Genomic DNA, 4670 nt, shown 5'->3' with positions numbered 1-4670 from the left:
CGGCAGGAGCCACGTCACGACGCGCGCGCCTCAGCGCAGGCCCGGCAGGCGGATCTCGAACAGGGCGGGCCAGCGCTTCCCCGTCACGAACAGGCGGCGTCCCTTCGCGTCCCAGGCGATGCCGTTGAGCACGTCGTCCGTGCTGCTCTTCGGCACGGTCCGCGACACGTCCGTGAGGTCCACCCAGGCCGTCACGCGTCCCGTGGCGGGATCGATGCGGGCGATGGTGTCCGTCAGCCACACGTTCGCGTACACCGCGCCCTCCACGAACTCCAGCTCGTTGAGGTTGCGCACCGCCTGCCCGTTCGCGGTCACCGAAACGCGCCGCACCTCCCTGAACGTCGTCGGATCGATGAAGCGCAGCACGTTCGAGCCGTCGCTGAGGATGAGGTCGCGCCCGTCCGTCGTGAGCCCCCAGCCTTCCGTGTCGTACGTGAACTGCCTCTGCAGCTCGAAGGTGGCGCGGTCGTACACGTAGCCCACCTTGTTCTTCCAGGTGAGCTGGTAGAGCCGCCCGCCGAGGCTAGCGAGACCCTCGCCGAACACGTCCTGCGGGAGGGCCCGGCGGCGCTCCACCGCGCCCGTGTCGAGCTTCACGCGCCGCAACTCCGACGCGCCGTACAGGCCGGTGCCCTCGTAGAGCGCGCCGTCCTCGAAGACGAGGCCCTGCGTGAACGCCGCCCGGTCGTGCGGGAGGCGGCGCACCACCTCCGGCTTGAGGACGGGGATGGTGCCGCCGGTTCCCTGGGCGAGGGTGGCGGGACGGTCCGCGCAGGCGAGAAGGAGGCAGAGCGCGGCGCACAGCACAGACTTGTTGATCACCTGCCCAGCATACCGGGGCGCGCCGTCCCGCCTACGTGCGCTCGCCTTCACCTCCGGGCGGGCGTTCCTCACGCGCGCCGTTCAGGTGCCCCGCCTCGCCCCACTCGTCGCGGTCCTCGCTCTCCAGGCGGGGCCTGAGGCCACGCCGGTACGCGGCCTGCGCGATCATGTACGCCGCGAGGGGCGTCGTGAGGAACTGGAACGCGAGGATCGCCACGAGCACCGTCGTGACCTCCACGGAGGAGAACGTCAGCATCGCGCCCACGAAGATGCCCGCCGAGCCCAGCGTCACGAGCTTCGACGAGGCGTGCAGGCGCGAGTACAGGTCCGGGAAGCGCAGCACGCCCACCGCGGCGGCCAGCACGAAGAACGCGCCCACCAGGATCGGCAGGTCCCGCCACCACACGAAGTCCATCAGCGCATCACCCTCCCGAGCATGAGGTAGCGCGCGAGCGCCACGGTGGACAGGAAGCCCAGCAGGGACAGCACGAGCGCCGCGTCGAGGAACGAGTCGAGGCGCGTGCGCACCGCGACGAGCACGATCAGCAGGGCCACGTTGGAGCTCAGGAAGTCGAAGGCCATCACGCGGTCCCCCCAGGTGGGGCCGCGCAGCACCCGGTACGTCACGAGCGCGATGGACAGCGTCACCACGACGAGCGCGACGTTCAGCGCGAACAAGGGTCACCTCTCATTTCAGGAACCTCAGCAGGTGGTCCTCCACCCGCGTGATGGACGCGCGCGCCGCGTCGGCGTCCTCGATGCCGATCGCGTGGGCGTACAGGAGACGGCGGTCGCGGGAGACGCCCATCGCGACCGTGCCGGGCATCAGCGTGATGACCGCCGCGAGGACCGTGACGCCCACGTCCGTGGTGAGGCGCAGCGGCACCGCGACGATCACGGGATGCAGCCGGGCGCGTGGACGCAGCGCGAGCGTCGCCACGGCCACGTTCGCCACGACGAGCTCCCGCGCGAAGAAGGCCAGGAACCCCGCGAGGGCGAGCGTCACGCGGACGTACCCGTCGCCCTCGCGGACCCGGCGGAAGATCGCGAGGAGCGCGAAGCCGATCAGCCCGCCCGCCACGAGCGTGCGCAGGCTCACCTCCCCGACCAGCAGGGCCCACGTGCCGGCCAGGACCGCGTTCGTCACGAGGCCCCTCACGGCGTCTCCCCGCCGCGCAGCACGCCGCGCACGTACACGTCGGGTGTGGCGAGCTGCGCCGCCGTCACGCTCGCCGCGCGGTAGACGGGGCCCGAGAAGGCCGCGAGCAGCACCGTGAGGGCCACCGCCGCCGCGACCGTCACGGTGAGAGAAGGCGGCACGCCGGGACGGCGCGGCAGGCACACCTCGCCCCAGAAGAAGCGCCGCCACACCGTCACGAGCGCCACGAGCGTCACGAGGCTGGACACCAGCATCGCCGCGACGCCCAGCCACGCGAGCCACCCGCCCTCACGCGCGCCCGCGAGCACCAGCCCGAACTTCCCGACGAAGCCGCTCGTGGGCGGCAGGCCCACCATGCCGAGCAGGCCCGCCATGAAGCCTCCCGCGAGCCACGGCGCGACCTCCAGCGCCCCGCCGACACGCGTCTCCTCCTGCAGGCTCGCCCGTTCCGCCCACGCGGCGACCGCGAAGAGCGTGAAGGTCACGACGACGCTGCTCAGCAGGTAGAACACCGTCGCGGCGAGACCCGCCTCGCTGCCGAGGCCCAGGCCGAACGCGAGGAAACCCACCGAGCCCACCACCGTGAACGACAGGATCGCCCGCCACGTGCGCTGCGAGAGCGCCCCGAGCGCCCCGACGAGCACCGTGAGGCCCCCGAGCGCCATCAGCGCGGGACCCGTCACGTCGGGTTCGGAGGTGAACACCGTCGAGAACACCCGGATGAGGGCGTACGCGCCGACCTTCGTGAGGACCGCCGCGAAGAACGCGCCCGTCGCGGGCGGCGGCTCCGGGTAGGAGCCCGGCAGCCAGAACGCCAGCGGGAAGAGCGCCGTCTTCGTCGCGAAGACCGTCATGAGCAGCAGCGCGAGCGCCGTCACGGCGGGCGTCGGCCCGAGCGCCGCCACGCGCTCGGCGAGGTGCGCGAAGTTCAGGGTGCCCAGCAGGCCGTAGCTCAGCCCGGCCCCCACCACGAACAGCGCGGACACGAGCAGGTTGAACACGACGTAGCGGAAGCCCTCGCGCAGCTGACCCACCGCCCCGCCGAGCGTGACGAGCGCGTACGACGCGACGAGCGTCACCTCGAAGGCCACGAACAGGTTGAACAGGTCTCCCGTGAGGAACGACAGGTTCACGCCCGTGAAGAGGAACTGCAGGAGGGCGTGGTGACCGAAGCGTTCGCGGCGCGAGTCCACGGTGGGACGCGACAGCGTCACCGCGAGGACCGCCGTGATCGCGGACGCGGTGAGGGTCACGGCGGACAGCGCGTCCGCGACGATCTGGATGCCCCACGGGGCGGGCCAGTCGCCCAGCGCGGACACCAGCACCTCGCCGCGCAGCGTGGCGGGGAGCAGCAGGGCGGACACGGCGAGCGTCAGCAGGGACGCGCCGAGCGACAGCCACCAGCGGACGGACGCGTGACGCACGAACAGCAGCAGGATCGCCGCCGCGAGCGGCACCACGACGGGCAGGACGACGGCGTTCACGACTTCTCCTTCTCGGCCTCGGGGGTGAGGGCGGTCTCGGCGGCGATGACGGGACCGTCCGCGTAGTCCTCCGGGTGGAACTCCTCCGGGTTGGTGGGATGCTCGGGGTCGGCGGCGGGGTCGTCGAGGTCCCCCCCCAGCTCGTTGAGCTCGTCGTCGAAGCGCGCGACGTCGTCACGGCCCGTCGCCTGGTACGTCCGCACGGCCAGCGTGAGCAGCAGCGCGGTCGTGCCGAACCCGATCACGATGGCCGTCAGGATCAGCGCCTGCGGCAGCGGATCCACGTGCGGGCCGCGCAAGCTCAGCAGGGGAGGGGCGTTCAGGGTGAGGCCGCCCGCCCCGAGGATCGCGAGGTTCGCGGCGTACGACACGAACGCGAGCCCCAGCACCACCCGCAGGATCGTGCGGGAGAGCAGCAGGTACACCCCCGTCGCCGCGAGGACGCCCGTGATGACCCCGTACAGGACGGTCACGGCTCCACCTCCCCCTCGTGCGCGTCCCGCGCGCCCTCGTGCGCGACCTCCTCGACCTCGCCGCGCGCGCCGTGGTCGCCGCGCACGGCGGCCGTGGCGAGCGTGTCCACGATGCCGACGGTCGTGCCGACCACCACGAGGTACACGCCCACGTCGAAGATGAACGCCGTCGCCCACTCGAACTCGCCCGTGACGGGCAGCGTGACGTACCCGAACGCGCTCGTCAGCAGGGGCCTCCCCGCGAGGAGCGGCACGAGCGCCGTGACGCCCGCTACGCCCAGTCCCCACGGCAGCAGCGCGCGCGGGTTGACGCGCGTGACGGGCCGCCCGAACGCGACGCGGTACAGCACCATCGCCGCGGACGTCGTGAGCCCCGCGATGAATCCGCCGCCGGGCAGGTTGTGGCCACGCCACAGCAGGTGCAGCGCGAACAGCAGCACGAGGGAGAACACGGCCCGCGCGACGGTGCGCAGCACGGGGTCCGTGTCGGCCCAGCCTCCACGCTCGGGACTCACGTGCGGCTCCTGAGACGCACGAGCGCGTACACCGCGACCGTGACGATCGCGAGGACCGTCACCTCGCCGAGGGTGTCGAAGCCGCGGAAGTCCACGAGGATGACGTTCACGACGTTCTTGCCGCCCGCCTCCTTGGAGGAGTTCTCCAGGAAGTACCCGCCGATGCGCCCGGCGAGCGGCGTGGCGGAGAGCAGCAGGAACGTCGTGACGCCCGCGC

General features: G+C 72.2%; 8 protein-coding genes. All 8 read right to left on the bottom strand.

Annotation, left to right across the window (positions count from 1 at the left end; translation table 11 throughout):
- Positions 1-30: 30 nt before the first annotated feature.
- A complete protein-coding gene (locus DEIPI_RS0102225) occupies positions 31-822 on the bottom strand; it encodes a glutaminyl-peptide cyclotransferase (RefSeq protein ID WP_245588494.1) in 792 nt (263 codons plus the stop codon).
- Positions 823-853: 31 nt separating this feature from the next.
- Entirely contained in the window at positions 854-1237 is a 384-nt protein-coding gene (mnhG, locus tag DEIPI_RS27870) for a monovalent cation/H(+) antiporter subunit G (protein WP_045233479.1), read from the bottom strand.
- Positions 1237-1500, bottom strand: coding sequence for an MrpF/PhaF family protein (locus DEIPI_RS37260; protein ID WP_027480696.1), 264 nt, complete (start codon positions 1498-1500; stop codon positions 1237-1239). The genes mnhG and DEIPI_RS37260 overlap by 1 nt, the downstream gene beginning before the upstream one ends.
- Before the next feature lie 10 nt (positions 1501-1510).
- On the bottom strand, positions 1511-1969 hold the full coding sequence (locus DEIPI_RS0102210; protein ID WP_245588493.1) for a Na+/H+ antiporter subunit E: 459 nt from the start codon (positions 1967-1969) through the stop codon (positions 1511-1513).
- Positions 1970-1977: 8 nt separating this feature from the next.
- The gene (locus tag DEIPI_RS27865; RefSeq protein ID WP_045233478.1) at positions 1978-3465 is read right to left on the bottom strand and encodes a proton-conducting transporter transmembrane domain-containing protein; all 1488 of its coding nucleotides are present in this window, start codon (positions 3463-3465) and stop codon (positions 1978-1980) included.
- Entirely contained in the window at positions 3462-3938 is a 477-nt protein-coding gene (locus tag DEIPI_RS27860) for a sodium:proton antiporter (protein WP_084473889.1), read from the bottom strand. The genes DEIPI_RS27865 and DEIPI_RS27860 overlap by 4 nt, the downstream gene beginning before the upstream one ends.
- Positions 3935-4453 (bottom strand): MnhB domain-containing protein, encoded by a 519-nt coding sequence (locus DEIPI_RS27855; RefSeq protein WP_052351580.1) that lies wholly within the window; start codon positions 4451-4453, stop codon positions 3935-3937. The genes DEIPI_RS27860 and DEIPI_RS27855 overlap by 4 nt, the downstream gene beginning before the upstream one ends.
- A partial coding sequence (gene mbhE, locus DEIPI_RS27850; RefSeq protein ID WP_045233477.1) for a hydrogen gas-evolving membrane-bound hydrogenase subunit E occupies positions 4450-4670 on the bottom strand: 221 nt, incomplete at its 5' end. The genes DEIPI_RS27855 and mbhE, both read right to left, overlap by 4 nt.

This window comes from Deinococcus pimensis DSM 21231 (assembly GCF_000519345.1).
GTDB classification, from domain to species: Bacteria; Deinococcota; Deinococci; order Deinococcales; family Deinococcaceae; genus Deinococcus_A; species Deinococcus_A pimensis.
The sequence above is the reverse complement of the archived record's forward strand: the minus strand, read 5'-3'. Positions and strand labels throughout refer to the sequence as shown.